The sequence below is a fragment of the Nocardiopsis sp. TRM 82005 genome, from assembly GCF_056312425.1.
Map to the genome: position 1 here is coordinate 155,373 of NZ_JBWDTQ010000010.1, position 24,667 is coordinate 180,039.

Here is a 24,667-nt window from a genome sequence, read left to right on the forward strand (position 1 = left end):
CGCACTTCCCTTAGAGGAATCACCGTGAACACCATGCTCATCTTCGCCCTCTTCACAGCGACGGCCGCGGTCTTCGCCGCCCTCGGTTACCTGCTCGCCCGCCACCGCTCCGAGTCCCGGAACCGCCACCACAGCGACGAGTGGAACCATCTGCGAACGGACCTGAAGCTCGCCGAGGAACAGCGCGACCAGGCCCGCACCCAGGCCGGGGAACTGCGGGCCGAACGCGACGAGGCCCAGCGGTCCCAGCGCGAGTACGAGTCCGCCAGGTCCGAGCTGAACGCCCGGTTGAACGCCGTCTCCGAGGAGCGGGGCCGGCTGGCGGCCGAACTCGACGCGGCGCGGGACAGGCAGCGGCAGGCCGCCGTCGAGATCGAGGACCTGAAGAAGTCCCTGGGGACGGAACACCAGCGGATCCGCGGCCTGGAGGACGCCAGGGCCGACGCGGACCGGGACAAGGCGGCCCTGGAAGCGGTGGTCGCCCAGCTGAAGGAACGCGTCGGCGGCTATGAGGTCGAACTCGCGAAACTGCGCACCGAGCGGACAGAGCTGGAGAAGCGGCAGGCCGAGGTGGCCGCGGCCCAGAAGGAGCTGGAGCAGGTCCGGGAGGAGCACAGCCGACTCCAGACCGAGCAGGTCGAGGCGACCATGGCCAAGATGCTGAAGGCCTCCAAGGAAGAGCTGAGCACCACCGCTGACGAGAAGCTGGGCACGACCGCCAAGGACATCACCGAGAAGCTGCGGGAGATGGGTGTGCAGCTCCGCGAAATCGATGGCAGGCGCACCTCGACCGAGAGCCAGCTGAACGAGCAGATCAAGAATCTGGCGGCGGAGAACGTGCGGGGCCGGAAGCAGACCGAGGAACTGGTCAAGGTGTTGCGCAAGCCGCAGGTCCGTGGGCAGTGGGGTGAGATGCACCTGAAGAAGACGGTCGAACTCGCCAATCTGCACGAACACGTCGACTTCAAGCGTCAGGTCACGGTGGAGGGCGAAGAGGGAACCCTTCGCCCCGACATGACCATCGAACTGGCCAACGGCCACAAGATTGTGGTGGATGCCAAGGTGTCACTGGAGGCGTTCATCAACGCGGTGGAGGCCGACGACGACTCCGAGTACGACAAGTTCATGGGCGAGCACGCCACGCACGTTCGTAAGCACGTGGACGGGCTGGCCACCAAGGAGTACTTCACCAAGGTGGCCGGAAGCCCGGACTTCGTCGTCATGTTCCTGCCGAACGAAGCCTTGCTTCAGGCTGCCCTGGACAAGCGACCCGACCTGCACGAGTACGCCCTCGACAAGAGGGTCGTGATCGCCACCCCGACCATCCTGATCCCGATCCTGCGCGTCATCGGCCTGTCCTGGGAGGAGGAGAAGGTGCGGGAGAACTCGGAGATCATCCACGGGTTGGGCCGGGATATCTACGACCGCCTGGCCAAGGTGGGTGAGCACCTGGGGAGGCTGAGGGGTTCCCTGGACAAGTCGGTGGAGCACTACAACGCGACGATCGGCTCTTTGGAGGAACGCGTCCTGCCGACCGCACGAGAGTTCCCCAAGCTCGGTATCCGGCCGAAGAAGGAGCTGGTCGAGCTGAAGCCGGTGGTGAGCCAGCCGAGGGCGCTGGTGAAAGCGGAACTGATGGAGTCGGTCGCCACGGAGTCCGACCCGCTCGGCTGAGCAAGTGCGCGGAGGGACGGCGCGGAGAAGCAGCGCGGCCCTTCCCGGGCGAGTTCCGGGGAGGGCCGCGATGGTGTGCGGTGTGCGTGGGTGTGGTGTGCGGTGCTCGTCAGGCCGTGGCGGGAACCCGGGTGTCGCCGCCGGTCCGGGCCCAGGGGCGGGCGGCGGGCGGGTCGGTGTGCGGCCACAGGAGCAGGAGGAGGGCGTCGACGTCGCGGGCCTCGGTCAGTCCGGCGGACGTGGCGACCCAGAAGGACTGCGTGGCCTCGCCGTAGTAGACGATCAGGTCCCGGTGGCGGGCCTGGATCGCGGCGGCCTGGGCGTGCTCACGGGTGAACTCGGCGCGGTGGCCGCCCAGGCGGGGCAGCCGCTGGGCACGGCGCAGGCGGCAGGAGGGGTGGTCACACAACGGGCAGACCGGACCGACGAGCGGGGTCCGGCGCGGCAGCCTCGGGAAGGGGCGGAAGTCGTCGGAACGCCGGGGCCGCGGGATAGGGTTGGACATCAGATCCTCTTTCCTTGCATATGCCGTGTTTGGGTTTGGGGGATTCAGGGCTCAGGGCAAGCGTTGGCGCGCTTTCCTGGGCCCGTCTCATGTCTGCGACATGTCAGAGCACGAAGCTCTGTGGTCAGTCGTCGGTGTCGGTGTCCCACTGGCTGCCGGTCAGGTCGTAGGCCAGGTAGAACCACACGGTGCGGAACTCGGCGTTGCCGTTGTCGCCCCATTCCGAAGCGAAGGCGTTCACCATCGCCAGGCCTCGCCCGGATTCGGCGCTCAGGTTGAGGCCGTTCGCCTTGGGGGTCAGGTGGGCGTCGTGCTTGCTCAGCCCGCCCCGGTCGCGGCAGGCCAGGTGCAGGCCTTCCCGGTGGCGGTGAACCAGGAGGCTGTAGCTGCCCCCGGGATGGCCGGAGAGACTGTGGCGGATGGCGTTGTTGGCGAGTTCGCTGCCCAGCAGGGTGAACAGGTACCGGTAGTCGGCGTCCTTGGCGGCTGCGCAGGTGTCCAGGAACGCCCGGACCAGAGGCATGACGGCCGGGGTTCCCGCGAAGTTGTAGCGACGCATCCGGTAGTTCGGACGCTCGGGCTGGCTGGAGAAGTAGTGGTGGTGGACCGGCTGGATGAAGCTGGACAGCGGCACCGTGGCCTCTCCCAGCGCGGGCACGGACGCCGGGGCGTTTGCAGGCATGACGAACACACTCCTTGGCATGACACGAGGTGAGTAGGGGTCTCGCAGGCCCGTTGAAGGAGTCTCACGGTTGCCGTGATGCGCGGAACGGGCAAGGCGTAGCCTGACCGACATGAACCCTCTGTGATCCATCAGTCACTGGCTACATCTCCATACTGTAACCGCGATTCTCAGTTGTCAATCCCAAACTGAGATTCGCGGCAAGTTTTGCTAGGTTGGTCCCATGCAACGGCCCTACAGCCCCACCATCCGTCGCAGGCGCCTCGGCTTCGAGCTGCGACGCCTACGAGAAGAGCACGGCTTCACCCTCGATGATGCTGCTAAAAGGTCCAATGTCCCCCGGGCCACCATCGGCAAGATCGAGACCGCAGAGTCCAGACGAACCCGTTCCCGGGACTTGGACGCCCTCGCAGACCTCTACAACCTGGATGAGGAGAGCCGTGGAGGGCTGCACCAGCTGTCGCGTGAGTCCAAAGAGAAGGGGTGGTGGTCCCGTTACAAGGATGTCTTCAGCGAACACACGCTTCCCGACTTCGAAGCGGAAGCGTCAGCTATACGAACCTACGAAGCCCAGGTGATCCCTGGCCTGTTCCAGACACCTGACTATGCGGAAGAGATCTTCAGGGGAGGCAGAGCCACCGATGACCCCAGCATCAGCAGGCAGGTAGAGGCGCGGCTCGCACGCCAACAGATCCTGTCCCGCGTTAATGCTCCTCACATGACAGCGGTCATCGACGAAGCGGTCTTGCTCCGCCTCGTGGGCACCCGTGAGGTCATGATCGAACAGCTGGGGCATCTGGAGCACTTGGCCCTACGGCACAACATCGACATCCAGGTGCTTCCCTTCAGCAGCGGGGCACACCTCGGTATGGCGGGTGCCTTCACCATCCTGGACTTCCCTGAGCCCAGGGATCCTACGATCGTCTACGTCAGCACGGCCGCAGACGGTCTATACCTTGAACAGGAAAGCGACATCAAGCGCTACAACATGGCGTTCAGCAATGTTCAAAGCATCGCACTATCGTCGACCGCTTCCATGCGGAGCATCGCAAGTGCCAAGGCTTCGATAGAAGGTGAACAAGGATGATCCTGGAGTTCCGTAAGAGCAGCTACAGCGCTCAAGACGTCAACTGCGTCGAGGTTGCGCACATCCCTGCGAGCTTCCGCAAGAGCAGCTACAGCGGCCAAGACCAGAACTGCGTGGAGGTCGGCGACCTCCCCTGCGGCGCGGCCGTCCGCGACTCCAAGCACCCCGACGCCGGACACCTCCCCTTCTCCGCCACCGAGTGGACCGGCTTCCTCACCGCCGCCCTCTCCCGCTAACCACCAGGCACCAGCGGTGCCCGGCCGTGTCCAGGACTAAGGACCACGACCGGGCACCGCTTCTTTCACAGACCGCGCGTCTCAGCCATCACCCACGCGATCGCCGGGCAACAGGCAGGGACTGCCCGCGGCCTCCCCCAGCCACCCCTGATCCACCAGGTACCGAATGACCAGCGCGCCCTCCCACTGGTCCCAGCCGAACACCGCCTCCAGCTCGCGCCAGGTCGGCCCGCGCCCGTGCTCGACGAGGTGGTCCTCCACGTGAGCGGCCACCCACGGCTCCAGCCCCTGGACGATCCGGCGCGCCCGCAGCGCCTGGCCGGTCCTCAGGTTCCGCCGCTCATCCAGCCTCCGGGGCTCCGCACTGCGGGGTCGGGGAACCCTGAACCCATCCTCCAGGGCCGAAGCCATACGCGCCGAGTAGGGCAGCTTCCCCTTGGAGGTCAGGTGCCACCCATGGCAGCTCGGGCACTCGTAGGAGCGCCGGGGCATCTTCTCCGACCGGTCCTCGCCGTGGTGGCGGATGGCGGCCAGGGCGAGTTCGGCGCTGATCCGGTCCCCGAACCAGCGCTTGCCGCAGCTGCGCGGGCGGGCAGCGCGCGGCGGCCGGATGGTGTACCTACGGGGTCGGGCGTTCTGTCGGCTCATGAGGGTTCCTCGGAGTTCGCCAGTGCCGGTGGAGCACCGGATGCCGTGCTGTGGGAGGTGAGCGGCTGGCCGCTCTGCCGTTGTGAGGACCGTAGCCAGAAACCCCACCCAAAGCTCACCCGGGAATCGATAAGCGGGGTTATCAGAGAAACACCATCACGCTCGCCGATTCTGTTCTAGAGTGGCCTCACTCCTCCACCCCCAGCGCAGAGAGCGAGGAAGTACCGGATGCCGTCGTCACCGCCGCTGCTCTCCCTGTCCGACATCGCGACCCTCGCCCATGTCCAGCGCCCGGTGGTCTCCACCTGGCGGCGCCGCTACCCGGACTTCCCCGCCCCCGTGGCGGAGCAGGGCAACCGCACCTGGTTCGACGGCCGCGCGGTGGCCGACTGGCTCACCACCACCGGCCTGGGCAACACCCCCGCCGACGCGATCGCCCCGGAACTGGTCGCGCACGGCCTCGTCCGCCTCGCGGAGGAGATCGGCGCGCAGCGCCTGGTCTCCGTACTCGGCGCGCTGCTGTGCCTGCACTACATGGACGAGAAACCCCTCGCCGACACCACGGAGGACGCGCTACTCGGCCGGGTGGAGCGCATGGATCCCGACGACGAGTTCTTCCGGCGCGAACTGATCGAGGCCCCCGCGCTCTCCGCACGCCTCGCGCCCCTGGCCGAAGAGCTGGTCGAGGCCGCCTATACCCCCGGCGGCGCCCACGAACACCTCATGACCGACCGGCACCGCCTCGGGCTCACCGGCCCGGACACCGGTTCCCTCTCCCCCGAGCTGCGCCGCCTGGTCGTGCGGGTCGCCGACCCGCTGGGCCACGCCTCCCGCGACGGAAACCTCACCGTCGCCGACCCCCACGCGCTGTGCGGGGACCTGCTCCGCGACGTCGTGACCGCGCTCGACGATCCTTCCGACAGCACCGTGCTGGCCGCCGAGGAGCGCGCCGAACTGGCCCGGCTCACCCGTCGCCGCCTGATCCTGGCCGGGGTTCCCGAACTCGACCTGGACGTGCAGACGGGCAACGAACTGGAGGAGCGGCTGGCCGACCTCGATCTGATCGTGACCACCCTGCCCTACCAGGCCGGGGAGAGCCGTTCCCGAGCTCAGGCGCTGGAGAAGATCGAGGAACTGAGCGTACTGCTCCGCCCCGGGTGCACCGCCGTGGTCGTCGGCCCCGCGGACGCGCTGGTCGGTGAACTGGACGCACGCGAAGCGCAGATCCGCTCGCGCCTGCTGCGCAGCAAACTGGTCGAGTCGGTCACCACCCTTCCCGGCGGTGCCGACCCCTACCGGCCCGGCTATGGGTGCGCCCTGTGGACCCTACGTCGGGACCCGGTGACCGACGCGCGCGGTCAGGTGCTCATTAACGACATCAGCGCTCGGTCCCTGGACTCGGGGGTGGGAGAAGCCCTGGCCGAGGACATTCTGCTCTGGCGGGCCGAGGGACACCACCTGGGCGGCCACGATCCCCGGTATGGCTTGCCGGTGCGAATTGAGGACCTGGAGAAGCGGTTCGGCGCTCCCCTCGTGCCGCCCGGGCCGCCGATGTCACGGATCGTGTCCCGCACGGTTCGTGACCGCCCGGCCCTGATCGCCGAGGCCGAGGCCCGCCTGTCCGAGGCGGGGGGCAGGGCGCGATCCCACGCGGACGCGCACGGCCCTCTGCGCGGCGGGCTGGTGCGCCGGGTGGGTCCCGCGCCGGAGCGGACCACCGTGGGAACCCTGATCAGGCAGGGCCGCGTCATTCCGGTCAAGGGCCACCGGATCGCGCCCGAGCACATCGACCCGCGCGGGCAGATGGACGTCCTCGGCCCGAACGAGGTGCTGGGCCGGGCGCCGCGCGACGGTCGGCGGATCGACCGGTTGCTGTTCGCGGCGGAGTACCAGCACGCGGCCCTGACCGAACCTGGCGACGTGGTGTACACGACCGGCCCGGGGTTCGGGGTGATGATCGACCACGAGGGGGCCTCGGTGGTGGCCTTCCCCGCACGGATTCTGCGGGTGAACCGCGAGGCCAGACGGGCGCTCACGCCCCGGGTGTTGACGCTGCTACTGGAGGGGGCTTCCTCCGTCCAGCGCCCCTCGGGGGCGGTCCGCGCCGCGCGCGGAATCGTGGAGGTCGCTTTGCCCGACCTGCACCCGGAGGAGGTAGCCCGGTTGGACGCCGTGCTCGCCGAAGCCGAACGCAGACGCGCGCTGCTGGACGAGCAGTATGCCGAGCTCGACACGATCCGGCGGTTGAGCGCCGCCGGGTTCAGTGACGGGACCCTGGCCGTCCTCACCAGCTGACAGACTTTTCCGTATCTCCCCGCTGCTCCGGCTCCGCGCCCTTTCCCTCCCCGGGTGGTCGCGTCGCAGGGCAGCACCACAACCGAGAAGGAACACAGCACATGCCGCCACGCAAGCGTGCCAACACCCAACAGGGTGAACTCTTCAGCGCCTCCACCCCCGAGGAGATCCGGGCGATCCTGTGGAAGGCCGCCGACCAGCTGCGCGGGTCGATGGACGCCGCCCAGTACAAGGAGTTCGTGCTGGGGTTGGTCTTCCTCAAGTACGTCTCGGACGCCTTCGACGAGCGCCGCCGGGAGATCGTCGCCGAGTTGGAGGAGGACGGCATCCCCGAGCACCGCCGGGCGGCCTTCCTTGAGGACCAGGACTCCTACAGCGAGGAGAACGTCTTCTGGGTGCCGGAGAAGGCCCGGTGGAAGTACATCGCTGAGAACGCGGCCAGCACGGACGAGGGTGTCGGCAGCCTCATCGACGACGCAATGGGTCAGATCATGGCCAAGAACAAACCGCTGACCGGTGTGCTGCCGCAGATATTCAATCGTGACAACGTGGACCAGACACAGCTGAAGGGGCTGGTGGACCTCATCAGCGACGCCCGGTTCGCTGGGCACGAGGATAAGACCGCACAAGACGTGCTCGGGGAGACCTACGAGTACTTCCTGGAGCAGTTCGCCCGTGCTGAAGGAAAAAAGGCGGGCGAGTTCTACACTCCAAAGAGCGTGGTGGAGCTGCTGGTGGAGATCCTGGAGCCGTACAAGGGACGGGTCTACGACCCGTGCTGTGGTTCTGGCGGTATGTTCGTACAGGCGAATAAGTTCGTTGAAGCACGCAAAGGACGTGACCACACACACGATCTCGCAATTTACGGTCAAGAGTCCAATGAACGCACCTGGCGACTGGCAAAGATGAACCTGGCCATCCATGGCATGGACCCCGAAGGAATGGGAAAGCGCTGGGCAAACACGTTCTCTGACGACAAACTTCCTGACCTCAAGACTGACTTTGTTCTGGCCAATCCTCCATTCAATATCAAGAAATGGGAGCGCCGTACTGATGACCGGCGCTGGCGATTCGGTGTACCGCCTGCAAACAGCGCTAACTTCGCCTGGTTGCAGCACATCATCTCTAAGCTGGGCGAGCGCGGAACCGCTGGTGTGGTTCTATCCAACGGTTCGATGTCCTCCCAATCTTCGGGCGAAGGCGAGATCCGCAAGGCGATCGTGGACGCGGACCTGGTGACCTGCATGGTGGCGCTACCGGGAAACCTATTCCGAACTACAGCAATCCCGGCGTGTCTGTGGTTCCTGGCCAGAGATAAAGGCGTGCAAGGCGCCGAGGCAACTAACGACCGGCGCGGCGAGGTGCTGTTCATCGATGCCCGGGATATGGGAAAGATGATTAACCGCACCGAGCGGATTCTCACCGAGGAGGATCTCGCGAAGATCTCCGACACCTTCCACGCCTGGCGAGGCACCGCTTCCGCAAGGCAGAAGAAGCTTACTTACGAGGACGTTCCTGGCTTCGCCTATTCGGCCAAGCTCCAGGAGATCACCAAGCACGAGTACGTGCTCACCCCGGGGCGGTATGTGGGTGCTGCGGAGGTGGAAGAGGACCCGGATGCCGAACCGTTGGACGAGAAGATCACCCGTCTGACGAAGGAGCTCTTCGAGCACTTCGACGAGTCTAAGCGTCTTGAAGGTGTCGTCCGCGAGCAGTTCGGGAGGATCGGATGAGTCGCACCCTTATTGGCAAGGTTCCACAAGAATGGGAAGCCACAACACTCATTCAGTTGTGCAACCAAGGAGAGGGTGGCATCCAGACAGGCCCGTTCGGCAGTCAGCTTCACGCCTCTGATTATGTAAGTTCCGGAGTCCCGAGCGTCATGCCCAAAGACATCGGAGAGAATGTAATCTTAGAAGATTCAATCGCCAGAATCTCTCCCGAGGACGCAAACCGACTCTCCAAATACCTCCTCTCAGAGGGGGACATCGTATATTCTCGACGGGGAGATGTAGAACGCAGAGCACTCGTCAGGAAAGAACAATCCGGCTGGCTCTGCGGAACAGGATGCCTTCGAGTTCGACCAGGCAATGCCGTCGATTCCCTATTCTTGTCCTACTACCTGGGACACCCGGAGGTACGTAAATGGATCATCCAACACTCAGTCGGCGCCACAATGCTAAACCTGAACACTGGGATCCTAGGGCGGACTCCCATAATCATTCCAGGAAGGAACGAACAGGAGGCCATCGCCAATACACTCGGTGCACTGGATGACAAGATCGCAGTCAACGAGCGCATCGCCAACCTTTCTGAAGAGCTGTGCCGTCACTTGGTCACCGCGAACGCGAGCAATACCCCGCGAACGACCATTGAGGATATCTGCATCCTCAACAAGCATCAGGCCACACCTTCAGCGCTCGACACGCCACGCGCCTATCACTACAGCCTTCCCGCGTTCGACAAGGGAAAGCTCCCTGAATCCACGGACCCAAAGAGCATCAAGAGCAACAAGTTCATCGTTGCTTCCCCTAGTGTTCTGGTCTCTAAGCTGAACCCTGAGATTCCACGTGTATGGAACGTTCCAGAGGTAAGCTCTATCCCTAACCTGGCATCGACGGAATTCCTTGTGCTTGAACCTGCTGCTGATATCAGCACTCACGAACTCTGGGCCGTCGCATCTCAACCGGGGTTCACCAGCTCACTGGCCGCGCGTGTGACCGGTACTTCCAAGAGCCACCAGCGAGTGAGGCCTGCAGAAGTACTGGCTAGCGAAGTGATTGATCCTCGCAAGCTAGGCCCTGTCCGTGAACAGATCTCAACCCTCTCTTCACGGTCAATCGCAGCAATCGACGAATCCCGCACGCTCGCGGAACTGCGCGACACCCTTCTCCCCCAGCTGATGTCCGGAAAGCTCCGCGTCAAGGACGCTGAAAAAATCGTGGAGGACAACGTATGACACCCCCCAGATCCGGCACCGCTGCCACCGCCGCCTCCGGCACCTCCGACAACACGGCTTCCAGCCCTTCAGCCTCCGACCGGATGACCGAGGCCGACTGGGAGCAGCACGCCCTCGAAGAACTCGGCGAGCTCGCCTGGCGGCCCGCCCCCGGCCGTGAGTTCTCCCCTCACCCCGAAGGCCAGCGCCGGGTCTGGGATGACCTCATCCTCCACAACGACCTGCGCGACGCCGTCGAACGCCTCAACCCCGAGCTCACCTCCGCCGCGGTGGACCAGGTCATGACCACCGCCACCACCCCCCAGTCGCGCGAACCGCTCCCCGAGAACCGGCTCGCCCACGGCTACCTCACCTCGGGCATCCGCCTGTCCTACACCGACGAGTTCGGCGCCGAGCACTCCCCCACCGTCCGCCTCGTGGACTTCCGCGACCCGCACGCCAACACCTTCCGCGCGGTCAACCAAGTCCGCCTGGTCGACGGCGACCGCGAGCGCCGCTTCGACGTCGTCCTCTACGTCAACGGCCTTCCCCTCGCCGTCATCGAGCTCAAGAACGGCTCCGACTCGCGTACCACCCTCTCCAGGGCACACGCCCAGCTGGGCACATACGCCGACGAGTTCCCCGCCGCGTTCCGCTACAACGTGCTGTGCCTGGTCTCGGACGGAGTCACCGCCAAGTACGGCACCCCGTTCACGCCCTTCGAGCACTTCGCCCCCTGGAACGTGGACAGCGAGGGCAACCCGGCGGACAGTCCCGACTTCGAGTACGGCGAGCACTCCGAGTCCGGCATCGAGGCCCCCGACGCGCTGGCCCTGGCCCTGCGTGGGCTGTTCGAGCAGGCCCGCTTCCTGGACCTGGCCCGCAACTTCGTCAACTTCACCAGCAGCGGCAACCAGCACGGCAAGCGCGTCGCGAAGGCCCACCAGTACTTCGCGGTGAACAAGGCCCTCAAGGCCGTCGTTCGCGCCTCTCAGACCAACGGGCAGGCGGGCGTGGTCTGGCACACCCAGGGCTCGGGCAAGTCCGAGGAGATGGTGTGTCTGAGCGGCCTGGTGGCCCGTGAACCGGCACTGAACAACCCCACCGTCGTGGTCGTCACCGACCGCAACGACCTCGACGACCAGCTCCTGGGCACCTTCCAGGCCAGCCAGGAGCTGCTGGGCACCGTCCCTGTCCAGGCCGACACCCGCCAGCAGCTGCGCGAGACGCTGGCCAACACCAACACCGGCGGGATCGTCTTCACGACCCTCCAGAAGTTCGGGCGCACCAAGGCCGAGCGTGAGTCGGGAACCGACCACCCGCTTCTGTCCGAGCGGCGCAACATCCTCGTCATCGTCGACGAGGCCCACCGCAGCCACTACGACAACCTCGACGGCTACGCCCGCCACCTGCGCGACGCCCTGCCCCACGCCACGCTCCTCGCCTTCACCGGAACGCCGCTCTCCAAGGCCGAGGCCAACACCCGCGAGGTGTTCGGCGCGGGCGATGACTACATCGACGTCTACGACCTGCGGCGCGCGGTCGAGGACGGGGCGACCGTCCGCGTCTACCACGAGCCGCGGCTCATCCCGGTGTCGCTGCCCAAGGAGATCGACCCCGCCGACCTGGACGAGCAGGCCGACACGCTCACCGCGGCCATGGACGACGCCGAGCGCCGCAAGGCGATGCGGGCCGCCATGCAGATGACCAACCTCTACGGCGCCCCCGACCGGGTGGCCAAGCTCGCCGAGGACCTGGTCGAGCATTGGGAGGAACGCTCCAAGCGGGTCCGCCCCGACCTCGGCGGCCCCGGCAAGGCCATGCTGGTGTGCGCCAACCGTGAGGTGTGCGTGCGGATGTTCGACGCCCTGGCGGAGTTGCGCCCACAGTGGGTGGGCGAGGGCCCGGAGCGGGGCGTGATGAAGGTGGTCTTTCACAGCGAGCCCTCCGACCCCGCCGTGCTCAAAGCGCACGCGATGCGCCCCTCCGGGCACAAGACGGTCCAGGCCCGTGCCAAGGACCCCGGCGACGAGCTGCAACTGCTCATCGTGAATGAGATGCTGCTGACCGGATACGACGCGCCGCCGATCCACACCATGTACATGGACCGGCCCATGCGCGGCGCCAACCTGATGCAGGCCCTGGCCCGCGTCAACCGGCGCTTCAACAACAAGCAGGACGGTCTGCTGGTGGGCTACGCGCCGCTGACCGAGAACCTCCAGAAGGCCCTGGCCGAGTACTCGCCCGGTGACCGGCGGGACAAGACGCTGGGCAGGGACATCGACCGGGCCATCACCGAGGTCCGCAACGAGTACGAGACCATCTGCGGCCTGCTGTCGGGCATCGCCTGGCGCAGGCTCCTGCCCGCGAGCGGCAAGCACTCACGGCTGCGGGCACTGAAGCTGGTCTCCGACCACCTGGTCTCACGTGAGGCCCAGCGCAGGCCCGACGACGGGGACGGCAAGTCGCTGTCGCAGCGCTTCCGTGAGAGCGCGACCCGGTTGGAGCGCTTCTTCCAGCTGTGCTCGATGAGTTCGCAGATCAGCGAGCGGTTCAAGGACCTGGAGCACTGGAAGAACGACATCGCCTTCTTCGTGGAGGTGCGCGCCTGGGTCGTCAAGCTTGAGGCCGCCAGCCGGGAGGCCCGGGGGGAGGCGCTGCCCGCCGAGATCAACATGTACCTATCGCAGCTGGCGGCCTCGGCGGTGGACGCGGAGGAGATCACCGACCTGTACGCCGAGTCGGGCCTGGGGCGGTTGGACATCACCCGCCTCAACGAGGCCCAGCTGCACCGCCTCCAGAACTCGGAGACCCCGAACCTGGCGGTGGAGGCGCTGCACCGCCTCGCCCAGGAGAAGATGCGCGACGCCACCCGGCACAACGCCATCAGCCGGGAGCGCTTCACCGAACGTCTGGAGGCGCTCATGATGCGCTACATGCGCGAGCAACTCACGAGCGCCCAGGTGCTGGCCGAGCTGTTCTCCCTGGCGCAGGACGCCATGGCCGAGTTCCAGCGGGGCGATCACTTCGATCCCCCGCTCACCCCCAAGGAGCTGGCCTTCTACGACGCCGTCTGCAAGAGCGAGAGCGCCCGGGAACTGATGAAGGACGAGGTCCTGGCCGACATCGCCCGGGCCCTGGTCAAGGACGTGGCGAAGAACCTGAGCACCGACTGGCTCTCGCGCGAGCCGGTGCGGGCCAAGCTGCGCAGCCGGGTGCGCCGCCTGCTGGCCAAGTTCGACTACCCGCCGGACCAGGAGAAGAAGGCGATCGAGGACGTCATCAAGCAGATGGAGAAGTTCGCGGGGACGGAGGCACCCACCGCCGGGAGCTGAGCGCCAGACGCCGCCGACGGCCGTGACCGGGGCCGGGAAGCCCGAGGAGGGCTTCCCGGCCCCTCGCGCGTGCGGGGGACCCGACGCGCACACCGCATCCCGTGTTCTCACTGCTTTTGACAACCCCCCTTGCCGCCTTCGATCCTTCTTTCTCCACCGGGCGGGACCGCATGCTGGTGCCACCGCGCCGGTCCGGCACCCGGACAGGCGCACATGGCCAGTCGGACGCGGCCCTCAGCGGGCCGCCGCTTCCCCCCGATGGAGGAGATCTCCCGTGAAGAACCTCAAGCCCGCCCTCAGCGGCGTCCTGTTCCTGTCCCTGCTCTCGCTCGCCACCGGCTGCGCCGACGCACCCGACGAGAACCAGATCGTGGGTCTGGAGCCCGTCCAGGACACCGACGGGTCCGCCGCCTCTCCGGAGGAGGCCCAGGAGTCCGCCGAGGAGGAGGCGCCCGGCGCAGTCGAGGAGGAGTTCGGCTCCGAGTACACCTACACCGACGGTCTCACGGTCCGGCTCGCGGGCGTCGAGCGCCGCGTCTCCGGCGAGTGGGACATGCCTGAGAGCACCCCGTACGTGTACTTCGACGTGCAGTTCGACAACGCCACCGGCGGTCCCGTCGACCTCACCTACCTCTCGGTCTACTGCCAGGTCGGCGAGGAGGGCCGCACCGCCGAGGACGTGTACACCGACGACACCGGCACCGGCTTTACCTCCGCCGTCATGGACGGGCGCACCGCCACCGCGGGCTACGGCTGCGCGCTGCCCGAGGAGGAGTCCTACCTCCAGGTCGAGCTGACGCTCAGCGACTGGGAGGAGATGGACGACTACGTGCGCGAGACCGTCTACTTCGTCGGCGACGTCGCCTGAACCGCTCCGGCCGTCCCGCCCACCGCGCGAGGCGGCTTCCTCCCCCACCGGAGGCACACGGCTTCCGGCCCCGATCGCACACCAGCGAGGAGACGCACCGCCGTGACCACTCGAAAGACCAGGAAGCCGAAGAAGCCACCGACCACCCGCAAGACCTCCCTCTACCGGCTCACCGACGACGGCACCGGAGACCTGCGGTCCCTGGTGCGCCCCCGTTACCTGGACCGTGACGGGTTCCAGGCCCGTGAGGTGGAGCACGGACCCGTCCGGGGACTGCTGGTGACCGGAACGGTCAGCCCCGGCCCCGCCGACTGGTGTGCGACGCTGGCCGACCTCACCGGCCTGGCGGTGGCCGAGGAGAACCGCACCTCGTTCGGGCTGCTGCTCGTCCGTACCGAACGCTACGTCTACGCCGTCAGCCACGGCATGGGACACCTCATGGTCGAGCCCGCCCGCATCGACCCCGGCTTCGGCATCCACTTCGCGGTGCGCTGTCTGGACAAGGACGGCGTCACCCGGGTCCGCCGACAGGTCATGGACGCGCGCGGGCGCAGTGACGAGAACTCGGTCGCCTCCGGTGAGCACATCCGCGGTTTCGGCATCGAGGAGTTCGGGGAGATCGTCAGCCACATCGCGGGGAAGATCAGCGGGGTCAACCTGACTTTCACCAGCGACGGTGAGCGCTCCGCCCACATCACCGGCAACGACCGGTCGGTCAAGCTCCGTCTGGGCCGGGCACCGGAGGATCTGCTCCGCGACCTGCACGCCATTGAGGAGGTGTGCGACCGGCCCGATCCCCTGCCGGAGTTCGAGTTCATCACCCACGTGCTGCCATTGCGGGGCAAGTCGGACCTGGCCCGGCACCTGGACGAACGACTCGACGCGATGCTGGGGAACGGCGATCTCAGCCGGGTCGCCCTAGCCGTGCCGTCCGAGTGCAGGGAAGGATTCGACGTGGCCGAGACCTTTCGGGTCAAACTGACCGGCCGTACGCGGAACCTGTCCGAATTCGACGCTGACGTTCTCACGTTCCCCGCCCGCGAACGTCCTGCGGGAGAGCGCCTGAGCGCACTGCGCAAGGGCAAGGTCCAGATGTTCTCGGACACCGAGGCCAAGGAGACCCTCAGTGGCGAGGTGCCCGCCTTGCGGTGGCTCACGGCGGAGATCACCGAGAACAACGTCCACTACTTCCTGTGGCAGGGCCAGTGGTACGAGGTGGGAGCCGAGTACCTGGAGACCGTCAAGCGACGGGTCACCGAGCTTCTCGGGCGCTCCAGCAGTGTGACCCTGCCGCCCTGGCCCAAGGGCAAGGACGAAGGGGACTACAACGAGAAGGACGCGGCTACTCAGGAGGGCTACGTCCACCTGGACAAGAAGAACGTGCACACCGCACGGCTCAACGGCGGAGGCTGGGAGGTCTGCGACCTGCTCGGTCCCGAGGGCCAGCTCATCCACGTCAAGAAGGCCCCCAGTAGCACAGCCCCGCTCAACCACCTCTTCGCCCAGGCGAGGATGTGCGTCGAGACGCTCAAGTACGACACCGAGGCGCGGATGCGGTTCACCGAGAAGCTCGACGAGCTCGCCCCGGACCACCCGGCGGACCGGGACTTCACCGGACCGACCGTGGTCCTCGGCATCCTCCTCAAGGAGGGGGAGCCGGTGACCGTGGACTCCCTCTTCTCCTTCGCCCAGATCTCCCTGCTGCACACCGACAACGTCCTCAAGGGGCTGGGGACGAGGCTGGAGGTCGTCTCCATCAGCCGGTGAACCCTGCGGCTGGCCGGGACCGGGCTCCGGCCAGCCGACCACAGGAACGCCCCAAAAAGCACTTATAGACCACCAGAAACACAGGCTTCTCGACACACACCAGCAAATCAAATGGCTGCGAGCACCAATTTCTGAAAAACGCTTCCTGTCGATCTGACAAGAAGATAGGCTCAGCGCATGCCGAACGACACCTGGCAACCACCTCCCGTGCTGTTGACCGTTGACCTCGTCATCCTGACCCTGCGGTCCTCAGCCCTCCACATCCTCCTCATCGAAAGGGGCATCGACCCCTACAAAGGCGAACTGGCCCTACCCGGCGGGTTCATCGCCGATGCCGATGAGGATGTCTTCGACGCGGCATGCAGGGAGCTGCGAGAAGAGGCGAACCTCGACGCGACGGGACTCCATCTGGAGCAGTTGGGCGCCTACGGGCGCCCCGGTCGGGATCCGCGGGGACGCATCGTCTCCGTCGCCTACCTCGCCATCGCCCCCGGCCTGCCCGAGCCCGAGGCGGGTACCGATGCCTCAGCCGCCTCATGGCGGCCCGTCGAGGAGTTCTCCTCAGGTCATGGTCGACTTGCCTTCGACCACCGGCAGATCCTCGACGACGGGCTGGAGTGCGCCCGGTCCAAGCTCGAGCACACCGCCCTGGCCACGGCCTTCTGCGCCGAGACCTTCACCCTCACCGAACTGCAACGGGTCTACGAGGCCGTGTGGGGGTTCGAACTCGACCCGCGCAACTTCTACCGCAAGGTCCAGGCGGTACCCGGCTTCCTCACCCCCGTCGGCCCGGACCGCCGCCCCACCAAAGGGCGTCCCGCCCGACTGTTCCGGGCAGGCCCCCAACGGCTGCTGCGCCCTCCGATGATGCGCCCCCTTCCCCTGGTCAGGAGCGAGAACAAGCGATGAGCGACAACCTCGTGGTGGTACTGACCGCGCTGAACCTGGAGTACCAGGCTGTACGGGAACGCCTCCGCTCCCCCGAGCCATACCTGCATGCCAGGGGTACCCGGTTCGAGATCGGGACACTGCCTGGTGGACACGGCCGCATGGTCCTCGGGCTCACTGGCAAAGGTAACCAGCCGTCCGCGGTGCTGGCCGAGCGAGCCATCCAGGAGTTCTCACCCATCGCGCTGTTCTTCGTGGGTGTGGCCGGGGCACTGTGGGACAAACCGCCGCTGGGCGACGTGGTGGTGGCCACTCACGTGTACGCCTACCACGGCGGAACCAGCGAGGACGACGGGCTCAAGGCCCGCCCCCGCGCGTGGGAGTCACCGCACGAGATCAGCCAGACCGCCGCGCACCTGGCCAGGATCGGCGAGTGGGCCCGGCACACGCCACCGGAGCGGGAGCGGCCCCAGGCACACCTGGGCCCCATCGCCGCCGGAGAGATCGTGCAGAACTCCCGCGTCTCACGCGAGGCCGAGTGGATCCGGCAGACCTACAACGACGCGTTGGCCATCGAGATGGAAGGCGCGGGCGTCGCCCAGGCCGGTCACCTGAGCGGCTCCTCGGTGGCGATCGTGCGCGGCATCAGCGACCGGGCCGACGGCACGAAGGCCACCGAGGCGGACCGGACCTGGCAGCCGATCGCCGCCGCGAACGCAGCGGCCTTCGCCCTCGACCTCGCCGAAGAACTCATCAGGCAAGAGGAGACCCCCATCATGCGCAAGGGCGCCACCCCCGGCGACAGCGGCAGCGTCACCAACACCGCCTACGGAAACGTCGGCGTCCAGGCAGGCCACGTAAGAGGCAGCACGTTCCACGTGTCCTTCACATCCTCCGAACAGAACCCGGCCGGACTGGCGGACGAACTCACCGCCCTCCGCGAGGAACTGACCAGGGAGCGCTCCGCGGGGCGCATCGACGAGGACACCCACGAGGCGGCGTCGGCCGAACTCGACATCGCCGACAAGGGGATCGAGGAAGGAACATCCGAGAGCAGGAAGACCTCGCTCCTGGCCCTGAAGCGCCTGCGAGGGCTGCTCGGTGACCTGGGGGCACTGGCCGCACAGGTCGCGACGCTGATCACCGCGGTGAAGGGACTCTCGTGAACGGCCCCGACACCGCCAACACCACCAACACCGCCGAGTCCGGCTCCTTCGTCGGAGCCCAGTTCGGCCACATGCACAACTCCCGCGTGTACGTGGTGGGACCCGACGCCCCGCCCGAGGACATCTACAAGGTGGGGCTTCACTACCTCAACGACGGGGTTCCGAGGAAGGCGCGCGAACACATCGGGCATGCGCAAGCTCGGGGGCTCGACGGCCCCGAGATCCGCTTCCATCAGGTTCTGGCCATCCTCAGCAAGCGCTCCTACCGGGATCTCACGAAGGAAGAGCGCGGGGTCCTGTCAGACCTGGCGACGCGAACGGGACCGGTGGGACGCGACGGGTGGCGGCAGGGGCTGAACGCCGTCCTCGCGCTGCTGTCCTGCGTGGACGGCTCCGGCGGTGACTCCGAGGCCGCGATGGCCCAACTGCACAGCTTGCCCGACCCGCAGCACGGCCTGATCCTGCGCCACCTCGGGCTGGTGCTCACCGGCGGCATGAAGCAGGGCGTGTGGCACCAACTCCGTGAGAACGCCACGAAGGAACAGGGCGCCCGTGGACGGGTTGACCGCGTCTGGGCCTATTTCGCACCGGAACCCGCCGAGGCCAGGGCCAGGTACCCGGCACCGCAGAACACCACCGGCTGGGATGTCCTCCGAGGACTGGTCCTAGCGGGTGCGTTCCTGTTCGCCGTCGCGACCATCATGAAATCCGCCCTCACACAGGGCAGTGTGCTGGCTCTGCTCTCCTGCTTGGCCGTACTCGTCCTCGCGCCCGTCGCGGGATGGCACATCACCCTCTGGAACCACCAACACCGGCGAAGGATGGCCAAGGAACGCGACTACGGCTACCTGTTCTTCTCCCCCGCTCCTCCCAAAGGCGGTTTCACCGACCAGGTGACGCACGACTTCGACCACTACTTCACCAAGTACGCCCCCGAAACGGAGAGCAGAAGCACCTGGCTGGAGCAGACGAAGGGCGTACGCCGGTCCCTGCGCGACGAGGTAGCCCGGATCTACCGGGAAACCGGCGTTAAGGCTGATCAGGTGCGCTGGCTGGTCCGGTTCCTGGTGCGTGATGTGCGTCGGCGCTGGCTCACGGAGCAGCCCCTGGAACCATACGAACTACACAGGGTGGACACGGCGACCAAGCTCCGATGCGTGGTCCTGTGTCTGGCCGTGATCGCGGCGATCGCGACCACCGTGGCCACCGCGTTCCAACAGGCACCTGTGGCTGCGGTGGGCGGCGCATTGCTCACGGTGGTCACCAGCTGGTTCACGATTCCCCTGTGGCTGAGGATCTACAGCGAGCACCGACGCTACGCCGAGGAGCTTCAGGAGAGGGAGGAGATCATCGGCGCCCGTGAGGCCGAATACGAGCGGTGGAAGGGCAAACTCGACACCCTGCGCCCCACGGAGACGGAGATGGAGGCCTGGCTGGACGCGGACAAGACTCTGCTCCTCGACGAGACCCTGAAGCACTACCGTTTGGCGTGGCACGAGGTCACTACGCACGCCTTCCTCACGACAGCCAAACGCCCCTGCAAGTCGGCCCACGTACCGCGCGGCCCTTGGCGCCATTCGAAATACGAAATCCGGGTCTTCCTGGTCACTGACGAGGGGGTTCGCGAGGCCACGGCCGTTCTCGACTTCGAGCAAGCACGATGGCGGACCAACTCACGGATCAACTACCGTTTCGACGCGGTCTCCTCGGTCCAGATCGAGATAGCGAGCGCACGCCGCTACACCTTGAACATCACGCTGACCAACGGCCCCACCAAGAGCATCGTCGTGTCCGAGGCTCCTACCCACGATGCGGTGGACGAGGAGTCGCGGGACGAGGCCTCGAAGACCAACCTCGACGCCGCCGGGTTCTCCCACACGCTCCGCATCCTCGAAGGCATGGCCGCTGAGGGGAAACCGTGGTTCGAACGCGCGACGGATCCTCCACCCGCTTTCGCGTCCGAGCACCCCGAGCCCGAGGCTCCTTCGGATGCGGGTGCCGCCTCACCGGCACGGAACGGCACGGCCCGACGCGAGCGATCAACCCAACCGCTTCCGGATCGAGTGGCCCCAGTGCCGTGATTCTCCGGTGCACCCCCGGGGTGCACCATGGGCGTGGCTGGCGTGCACCCTCCGGGTGCACGCCCTCCAGCGGAACGCGGGGCAAAGCGGCACAACAGAGCAACCACCTCCCCCACTACCTGCGGATTCTCGTATTTCCGCAGGTCAGAGCACTCCCCCACCACAGTTCAAGTCCCGTCACTCACCCCAGAGCCGAAAGGCCCTGACCAGCGACAAGGTCGCACGGTCAGGGCCTTTCGCGTTGTCGGGGGCGCACGGACCGACCACGATTGGGCACCCCCACACATCAGTGCTGGTCAGAGGTGAATCCGCGCACCGCCCTCGCCCGTGCACACCAACTCGTCAGGTGTTCGGAGGATCGGTCCCGGCCTTGCCATCGAGAGGGCCGGTTGCTGGCGTCTGTGTGTCCGCCGTCGAAGCTGTGAGATGGGTCCAGGCGATCAGGACCGCGACGAGCCCGAGACCGACCAGGAGTCCGTAACTCGCGACAAAGCCTCCTTCGCCGGAAACCGTCACGAGGAGAGTAGCCGTGACGGCCAACAGACCGGCGGTGGCCATGCTCTCACCTGCTTGGAGGGCGGAACTGTACCTTCCGTGCTCGCTCGGGACGGCGAGGGCCAGCGTCTCCGAGGAGACTCTCGGATAGGCGGTGCCCATGCCCGTCCCCATGACAACGCAAGCTCCGATGACGGGCCCGACCGGCACGAAGCCGAGGGTGTAGAGCAGGACGCCGACGGGGCCGCACAGTACGAGCAGGCCCGCCACGGCGGTGAGTCTGCGGTGGTCGGCCGCCGTGGCGCCGAAACGCCCTTGGGCCCACGCGCCCGCCACCCACCCGACGGCGCCGATGGCGATGACCAGCCCTGCCGTGGTGGGCGGGAAGTCGCGCTGATGCTGGAGGTACAGGGTCAGGTAGACATCGGTCGCTGTGACGGTCGCTCCGAGTACCGCCCGTAGCGCTACGAGCCTCGGTGCCGCGCCCCGCAAACGCAACGTCCCCTGCGGCAGCAGCTTGCTTGCGGTCCATAGCAGGACCACGAGACCGAGCAGGACGATGACGACTGACCGCTGTGACGGGCTCTGGCCGCCGAGGTGCAGAACGAACAGGGCACCGGCGGCGGCGATCGCGAGGATGCCCTGCCGCCGGAACAGGGCCGGAGGGGCCGCGTCGCCCGGTGCACGCGGTTCGGGGGCACGGGTGGAGACCAGGAGTCCGAGCAACGACACCGCCGCGCCGGCGAGGACGAGACCGAAGACGGCTCGCCAGCTCGTCAGTTCGGTGAGCATTCCCGCCAGGAGGGGGCCGAGCATGGACGGCAGCAGCCACGCGGCGGTCAGCAGGCCGAACATCCGCGTGCGCGGTCCGGTGGGGATGTGCCGGGCGATGAGCACATACAGAACGACGGAGTCGACTCCACCGCCGATTCCCTGAAGGAGACGGCCGAGGACGAAGACCCCCGCGTTCGGCGCCAGGGCGCACAAGGCGATTCCGAGCAGGAACGCGGTGCCCCCAGCCAGCAGCGGCGGTCGCGTACCGTGCCGGTCAGCCCAGTTTCCGCCCAGAACGGTTCCCAGAAGTGCCGTGGTGATGGTGGCCGCGTACGCCATCGAGTACAACCGGGAGCCATCGAGGTCCGACATCGCGACGGGCAGAACGGTCGTGACCGCGAAGGACTCGAACGCGATGAACGTCATCAGCGCCAGCGTGCTGGTGATGAACGGCCACGACCGCACGGTCCACAGTCGGGCCGCCCCCGGTCCCTGCTCGACCGGAGTCACCGGAGTGCGCCGATCGCCAGGACCACCTTGCCGCGCCCGTGCCCGGTCTCCACGTCGCGGTGCGCATCAGCAGCCTCGTCGAGCGTGTGTACCTGTCGGATGTGGACGTCCAACCACCCGGTCGCGACGAGCCGAGCCAGTTCGGCGAGGCGTGACGCGGACCGCCGACTTCTGACGATCCGGCATTCCAACTCGGTCGCCAGGCGCATGTCGACGATGGTCGCGACCCTGCTCCTGTCCTCGACGAGGTCGACGGCGGTCCGCAGGTTCTCGTGCCCGGCCGCGTCGAAGGCGGCGTCGACGGACCCATCGGCCGCAGCTCGGATGCGGCCGGCCTGGCCGTCGCCATAGCTGACGGGGATCGCACCGAGGCTACGCAGGTACTCGTGGTTTCCCGAGCTGGCCGTACCGATGACCGTAGCGCCCTTCAGAACCGCCAGCTGCGTGAACATGCTGCCCACACCACCAGCGGCGCCGTGCACCAAGACCGTCTCCCCTCGCGTGATGGACATCTCTTCGAGTGCGGTATGCGCGGTCTGCCCCGACGCTGACAGAGCACCTGCCACCTCCCACGCCACCGGTGGCGGTTTGCGCACGAGCTGAGCTTCGGGAACCGAGACGTATTCGGCGTAGCACCCCAGCACGTTGAAGCCCAGTACCGAGTCACCCACACTGAAGGCCGTCACGGCCGGGCCGACGGCGGACACGACACCGGAGAACTCGTTGCCGAGGATCTGGGGGAACGTGACGGTGGCTCCTGGTGGTGTCCAGCCCGTTCGGATCGCGGCGTCAGTGAGTTGCACCCCGGCATTCACCACGCGTACGAGCACCCGGTCATCGGTCGCCTCGGGCAGCGGCAGTTCGTGAACGTGGAGTTCCTCTGGCGGGCCGAACGCGTCGATGGCGGCGGCGCGCATCATCGGCCGGCTCATCGGACGGCCTCCGCGTGAGCGATGAACTCGGTCAGCTCGGTCGCCGACCGGCTTCCCGACAGCGCCCGCTCGCCGATCACCACGGTAGGCACGGAATGGATCCCCCTGCGGTCGGCTTCCCGATGATCGACCATCACGTCCTCGGCGAACTCGGTACCCTCCAGCAGGGACGCGACATCAGCGTCCACCAGTCCCACGGTGTCGGCCACTTCGCGGATCACCGTCTCATCCACGAGGTCACGGTTGCGCCGGAAGTGCGCGTCGAACACGGCGTCCCACGACATGCCACCGTTGACGCCACGGGCATCCGCCAGCTTCAGGAGACGGTGAGCCAGACGGGAGTCGAACGTCAATGCCGTGTCGACGTTGATTTCCAAGCCCTCACGACGGCCCTCGGCGCGAATCAGCGAGCTCTTGGCCCGCCACTGCTCATCACGCAGGCCCCACTCCGCGACGGCGGTCTCCGCCATCGGCAGCCCCGAGGCCCGGGGGCCGGCGGGTTCGAGCAGAAAGCTGCGATGACGCACCCGCACCTCGTCCGGGACTTGCCGGACCGCGGCCCGTAGCCGCCTCAGTCCGATCCAGCACCAGGGGCACCTCACGTCAGCCCACACTTCGACATCGATCATCTCGGCCGACTCCTCAGTCCGCTTCGTCAAGTCAGGTTCACGTAGAGTCGACTACATGAAGTGGACTTGACGTCAAGCCTGTGATCGATGCTGGAGGTGTCGCGATGCCACAGATTCACGAGGACGTCGTCTGGCTCAAGCCCGGACAGCTCGCGAAGCGAGCCGGGGTCGCCGTGTCGACCCTGCACTACTACGAGGGTCTCGGACTGATCCAGAGCCGCCGAACCGCGGGAGGCCGGCGCGAGTACCGCCGGGACACGCTGCGCGTCCTGGCCTTCGTCAGAGCCGCCCAACGAGTCGGTGTGAGCTTGGAGCAGGTGAGGAGAGCGCTCGAACAGCTGCCCCGGGAAGGTCTTCCCACCAAGCGCGACTGGGCACGGATCTCGCGCCAGTGGTACGACGATCTCACCGAGAGGATCGAGCACCTTACCGGGCTCAGAGACAGGTTCTCGGACTGTATCGGCTGCGGCTGCCTTTCACTGAGATCCTGCCCCTACTCCAACCCGGACGACATCCTCGGGCTCGACGGTCAGGGAGCACGCCGCTTTCCCTGACCTCCGCCACGCCTCTGCTGGGAGGAGTGTCCGCGGTCAGCCACCACGATCCGGGCGTCAGCACCGGTGTGCTTCAACGACATGGCGGCCCCGGACCACTCGCTGAGGATGGGCACGCCCGGACCGGCGCCCCTCACTCCGGGACGGACGCGACCGCCCCGGACGAGAGGGCGTGCTACTTGCCGATCGGTGCCTCGGCGTCCCCGTGGACCGGATGCCGGGTGAAGCAGCCGCCGTCCGCCTCCCCCACCGAACAGGGGCCCGGGAACACCGGGGAGTCGACGGCCTCCACCGGAACCGCCGCCTGGATCCAGTACCGGGTGGCCCAGGAGTCGGCGCTCACACGCTCCTGGACGACGGGGCCGCCCGCCCGCACCGCCTCCATACGGAACCGCGCGGCGGCGGGGCTCATGTCGTCGATGGCCCGGGAGCATTCCCGGTGGGCCCGGCCGGACTCACCGAAGGGGTTCGGGGTCGGCCGCGGCCAGTTCCTTGCCGCTCGCCGGCCCTTCCCGGCCCGCTCCAGTATCCGGTTCTTCCGTTGCCCGCACACGGCGCCCTCCTTCGCGGCGGGAGGAACGCGCGTGGTCGGCGTTCGGGTAC

General features: G+C 67.0%; 20 protein-coding genes. 13 read left to right on the plus strand and 7 right to left on the minus strand.

The annotated features are described in order from the left end of the window. The first annotated feature begins 33 nt into the window (after window positions 1–33). Entirely contained in the window at window positions 34–1,674 is a 1,641-nt protein-coding gene (locus AC0T5L_RS07130; protein ID WP_476164678.1) for a DNA recombination protein RmuC, read from the plus strand. Between the two features lie 109 nt (window positions 1,675–1,783). Here AC0T5L_RS07130 and AC0T5L_RS07135 read toward each other — a convergent pair whose 3' ends face one another. Both AC0T5L_RS07135 and AC0T5L_RS07140 read right to left on the minus strand, forming a co-directional pair. Then, window positions 1,784–2,179, minus strand: coding sequence for a hypothetical protein (locus AC0T5L_RS07135; protein ID WP_476164583.1), 396 nt, complete (start codon window positions 2,177–2,179; stop codon window positions 1,784–1,786). A gap of 124 nt (window positions 2,180–2,303) precedes the next feature. Continuing rightward, window positions 2,304–2,861, minus strand: a complete 558-nt coding sequence (locus AC0T5L_RS07140) for an ATP-binding protein (protein ID WP_476164584.1) — start codon at window positions 2,859–2,861, stop codon at window positions 2,304–2,306. A 223-nt stretch (window positions 2,862–3,084) separates the two neighbouring features. Between AC0T5L_RS07140 and AC0T5L_RS07145 the strand changes: the two genes are divergently transcribed. Both AC0T5L_RS07145 and AC0T5L_RS07150 read left to right on the plus strand, forming a co-directional pair. Then, the gene (locus tag AC0T5L_RS07145; RefSeq protein ID WP_476164585.1) at window positions 3,085–3,948 is read left to right on the plus strand and encodes a helix-turn-helix domain-containing protein; all 864 of its coding nucleotides are present in this window, start codon (window positions 3,085–3,087) and stop codon (window positions 3,946–3,948) included. Beyond that, on the plus strand, window positions 3,945–4,184 hold the full coding sequence (locus tag AC0T5L_RS07150) for a DUF397 domain-containing protein (RefSeq protein WP_476164586.1): 240 nt from the start codon (window positions 3,945–3,947) through the stop codon (window positions 4,182–4,184). Before AC0T5L_RS07145 ends, AC0T5L_RS07150 begins: the two co-directional genes overlap by 4 nt. Window positions 4,185–4,265: 81 nt before the next feature. On the opposite strand, the gene AC0T5L_RS07155 is transcribed toward AC0T5L_RS07150, so the two are convergent. Continuing rightward, window positions 4,266–4,832, minus strand: coding sequence for a hypothetical protein (locus AC0T5L_RS07155; RefSeq protein ID WP_476164587.1), 567 nt, complete (start codon window positions 4,830–4,832; stop codon window positions 4,266–4,268). A gap of 228 nt (window positions 4,833–5,060) precedes the next feature. Between AC0T5L_RS07155 and AC0T5L_RS07160 the strand changes: the two genes are divergently transcribed. The 9 genes from AC0T5L_RS07160 (at window position 5,061) to AC0T5L_RS07200 (ending at window position 20,170) form a co-directional block, all read left to right on the plus strand. Continuing rightward, window positions 5,061–7,127, plus strand: a complete 2,067-nt coding sequence (locus AC0T5L_RS07160; protein ID WP_476164588.1) for a hypothetical protein — start codon at window positions 5,061–5,063, stop codon at window positions 7,125–7,127. A gap of 101 nt (window positions 7,128–7,228) precedes the next feature. Beyond that, entirely contained in the window at window positions 7,229–8,860 is a 1,632-nt protein-coding gene (locus AC0T5L_RS07165) for a type I restriction-modification system subunit M (RefSeq protein ID WP_476164589.1), read from the plus strand. A 149-nt stretch (window positions 8,861–9,009) separates the two neighbouring features. Continuing rightward, window positions 9,010–10,086 (plus strand): restriction endonuclease subunit S, encoded by a 1,077-nt coding sequence (locus AC0T5L_RS07170; RefSeq protein WP_476164590.1) that lies wholly within the window; start codon window positions 9,010–9,012, stop codon window positions 10,084–10,086. Continuing rightward, window positions 10,083–13,400, plus strand: coding sequence for a type I restriction endonuclease subunit R (locus tag AC0T5L_RS07175; protein WP_476164591.1), 3,318 nt, complete (start codon window positions 10,083–10,085; stop codon window positions 13,398–13,400). The genes AC0T5L_RS07170 and AC0T5L_RS07175 overlap by 4 nt, the downstream gene beginning before the upstream one ends. Before the next feature lie 274 nt (window positions 13,401–13,674). Continuing rightward, window positions 13,675–14,268: a hypothetical protein gene (locus AC0T5L_RS07180; protein ID WP_476164592.1), complete on the plus strand. Its 594-nt coding sequence runs from the start codon at window positions 13,675–13,677 to the stop codon at window positions 14,266–14,268. Window positions 14,269–14,370: 102 nt separating this feature from the next. Further along, complete coding sequence (locus tag AC0T5L_RS07185) at window positions 14,371–16,035, plus strand: DUF6119 family protein (protein ID WP_476164593.1); 1,665 nt, start codon at window positions 14,371–14,373, stop codon at window positions 16,033–16,035. Between the two features lie 177 nt (window positions 16,036–16,212). Continuing rightward, a complete protein-coding gene (locus tag AC0T5L_RS07190; protein ID WP_476164594.1) occupies window positions 16,213–16,944 on the plus strand; it encodes an NUDIX hydrolase in 732 nt (243 codons plus the stop codon). Next, a complete protein-coding gene (locus AC0T5L_RS07195; RefSeq protein ID WP_476164595.1) occupies window positions 16,941–18,089 on the plus strand; it encodes a 5'-methylthioadenosine/S-adenosylhomocysteine nucleosidase family protein in 1,149 nt (382 codons plus the stop codon). The genes AC0T5L_RS07190 and AC0T5L_RS07195 overlap by 4 nt, the downstream gene beginning before the upstream one ends. Continuing rightward, window positions 18,086–20,170, plus strand: a complete 2,085-nt coding sequence (locus tag AC0T5L_RS07200; protein ID WP_476164596.1) for a hypothetical protein — start codon at window positions 18,086–18,088, stop codon at window positions 20,168–20,170. The genes AC0T5L_RS07195 and AC0T5L_RS07200 overlap by 4 nt, the downstream gene beginning before the upstream one ends. 342 nt (window positions 20,171–20,512) lie before the next feature. Here the strand turns inward: AC0T5L_RS07200 and AC0T5L_RS07205 are convergent, their stop codons facing one another. The 3 genes from AC0T5L_RS07205 to AC0T5L_RS07215 are packed head-to-tail and all read right to left on the minus strand — an operon-like array spanning window position 20,513 to window position 23,510. Continuing rightward, complete coding sequence (locus tag AC0T5L_RS07205) at window positions 20,513–21,904, minus strand: MFS transporter (protein WP_476164597.1); 1,392 nt, start codon at window positions 21,902–21,904, stop codon at window positions 20,513–20,515. Between the two features lie 41 nt (window positions 21,905–21,945). After that, window positions 21,946–22,881: an NADP-dependent oxidoreductase gene (locus AC0T5L_RS07210; protein ID WP_476164598.1), complete on the minus strand. Its 936-nt coding sequence runs from the start codon at window positions 22,879–22,881 to the stop codon at window positions 21,946–21,948. After that, window positions 22,878–23,510: a DsbA family oxidoreductase gene (locus tag AC0T5L_RS07215; protein ID WP_476164599.1), complete on the minus strand. Its 633-nt coding sequence runs from the start codon at window positions 23,508–23,510 to the stop codon at window positions 22,878–22,880. The genes AC0T5L_RS07210 and AC0T5L_RS07215 overlap by 4 nt, the downstream gene beginning before the upstream one ends. Before the next feature lie 104 nt (window positions 23,511–23,614). Between AC0T5L_RS07215 and soxR the strand changes: the two genes are divergently transcribed. Continuing rightward, the gene (gene soxR / locus AC0T5L_RS07220) at window positions 23,615–24,064 is read left to right on the plus strand and encodes a redox-sensitive transcriptional activator SoxR (RefSeq protein WP_476164600.1); all 450 of its coding nucleotides are present in this window, start codon (window positions 23,615–23,617) and stop codon (window positions 24,062–24,064) included. Between the two features lie 175 nt (window positions 24,065–24,239). Here soxR and AC0T5L_RS07225 read toward each other — a convergent pair whose 3' ends face one another. After that, window positions 24,240–24,476 carry a hypothetical protein gene (locus AC0T5L_RS07225; RefSeq protein WP_476164601.1) on the minus strand — a complete coding sequence of 79 codons (237 nt, stop codon included), beginning with the start codon at window positions 24,474–24,476 and terminating at the stop codon, window positions 24,240–24,242. Between the last annotated feature and the right edge of the window lie 191 nt (window positions 24,477–24,667).

Bases quoted from the DNA above. Each gene is read 5' to 3' on its own strand.
- AC0T5L_RS07130 (WP_476164678.1), top strand. From the start codon at position 34: ATGCTCATCTTCGCCCTCTTCACAGCGACGGCCGCGGTCTTCGCCGCC.
- AC0T5L_RS07135 (WP_476164583.1), bottom strand. From the start codon at position 2,179: ATGTCCAACCCTATCCCGCGGCCCCGGCGTTCCGACGACTTCCGCCCC.
- AC0T5L_RS07140 (WP_476164584.1), bottom strand. From the start codon at position 2,861: ATGCCTGCAAACGCCCCGGCGTCCGTGCCCGCGCTGGGAGAGGCCACG.
- AC0T5L_RS07145 (WP_476164585.1), top strand. From the start codon at position 3,085: ATGCAACGGCCCTACAGCCCCACCATCCGTCGCAGGCGCCTCGGCTTC.
- AC0T5L_RS07150 (WP_476164586.1), top strand. From the start codon at position 3,945: ATGATCCTGGAGTTCCGTAAGAGCAGCTACAGCGCTCAAGACGTCAAC.
- AC0T5L_RS07155 (WP_476164587.1), bottom strand. From the start codon at position 4,832: ATGAGCCGACAGAACGCCCGACCCCGTAGGTACACCATCCGGCCGCCG.
- AC0T5L_RS07160 (WP_476164588.1), top strand. From the start codon at position 5,061: ATGCCGTCGTCACCGCCGCTGCTCTCCCTGTCCGACATCGCGACCCTC.
- AC0T5L_RS07165 (WP_476164589.1), top strand. From the start codon at position 7,229: ATGCCGCCACGCAAGCGTGCCAACACCCAACAGGGTGAACTCTTCAGC.
- AC0T5L_RS07170 (WP_476164590.1), top strand. From the start codon at position 9,010: ATGCCCAAAGACATCGGAGAGAATGTAATCTTAGAAGATTCAATCGCC.
- AC0T5L_RS07175 (WP_476164591.1), top strand. From the start codon at position 10,083: ATGACACCCCCCAGATCCGGCACCGCTGCCACCGCCGCCTCCGGCACC.
- AC0T5L_RS07190 (WP_476164594.1), top strand. From the start codon at position 16,213: ATGCCGAACGACACCTGGCAACCACCTCCCGTGCTGTTGACCGTTGAC.
- AC0T5L_RS07195 (WP_476164595.1), top strand. From the start codon at position 16,941: ATGAGCGACAACCTCGTGGTGGTACTGACCGCGCTGAACCTGGAGTAC.
- AC0T5L_RS07210 (WP_476164598.1), bottom strand. From the start codon at position 22,881: ATGAGCCGGCCGATGATGCGCGCCGCCGCCATCGACGCGTTCGGCCCG.
- AC0T5L_RS07215 (WP_476164599.1), bottom strand. From the start codon at position 23,510: ATGATCGATGTCGAAGTGTGGGCTGACGTGAGGTGCCCCTGGTGCTGG.
- soxR (WP_476164600.1), top strand. From the start codon at position 23,615: ATGCCACAGATTCACGAGGACGTCGTCTGGCTCAAGCCCGGACAGCTC.
- AC0T5L_RS07225 (WP_476164601.1), bottom strand. From the start codon at position 24,476: ATGAGCCCCGCCGCCGCGCGGTTCCGTATGGAGGCGGTGCGGGCGGGC.